At 72.2% G+C, this 774-nt stretch carries 1 protein-coding gene; it reads right to left on the bottom strand.

The annotated features are described in order from the left end of the window. Window positions 1-774, bottom strand: a 774-nt coding sequence (locus B1729_RS20205) for an NAD(P)-dependent oxidoreductase (RefSeq protein ID WP_163634609.1), incomplete at both ends; no start/stop codon positions are given.

Below are 774 nucleotides of genomic sequence, written 5' to 3'. Positions count from 1 at the left end.
AGCGAGGAACGAGCGAGACCAAACGCGTCGGAGGCGGGCAGGGGTTCACCCAACTCGCCGCGCCAGGTGTGGGCCGGGCGCCAGCCGAGCACGCGGCGGGCCTTCGCATTGGAGAACGCCGGCGCGGTGCCGGTCAATTCCGCGGCGAGCTCAGCGGTGCCCGGCACGAACTGCGGCAGCAGCTCGGCGAGCGGGCGGCGGGCCAGTGCGTCGTCGGCGCCGACGAAGAACACCTCGGCGTTCGGGATTTCGGGCAGCGCCAACAGGAGGGTGTCGATGAAGGTCGCGACATCCCGCGCGTCGACGTAGTTGAACAGGGCGGGCGCCGACAGCGCAGGGTCGTCGAGGCGTTGGGCCACCGTGTGGCCCTGCTGGGTGGGTGCGCCGTCCCACTCCTCGGGCGCGATGACGTAGCAGGGGCGGAAGGCCGCGAACCGCGTCGCGTCGCCGGTCTGGCGCGCGAGCATCGCGACGGTCTGCTCTGCGAGGTGCTTCGACAGCGCGTAGGCGTTCCACGGCTTCGGCGCCGTCTCCTCGTCGAGCGGGAAGCGGTCGGGCAGCCATCCTCTCGGCGCGCCGTAGCCGAGGACGGTCGGGCTCGACGCCGCCACGATCTTCGCGACACCCGCCGCGACGCCCGCCGACATCACGTTCAAGGCGAGGGCCGCGTTGGTGCGGAGGATCACGTCTTCGGGTGCGCTGAACGGCACCGCAATGGCCGCGAGATGGATCAGCGCGTCGGCCCGGGCATCCGTGATCGCGCGGGACGCGGCA

Origin of the sequence: Microbacterium sp. B35-04, assembly GCF_010634885.1 — a bacterium.
Classification (GTDB): domain Bacteria; phylum Actinomycetota; class Actinomycetes; order Actinomycetales; family Microbacteriaceae; genus Microbacterium.
The sequence above is the reverse complement of the archived record's forward strand: the minus strand, read 5'-3'. Positions and strand labels throughout refer to the sequence as shown.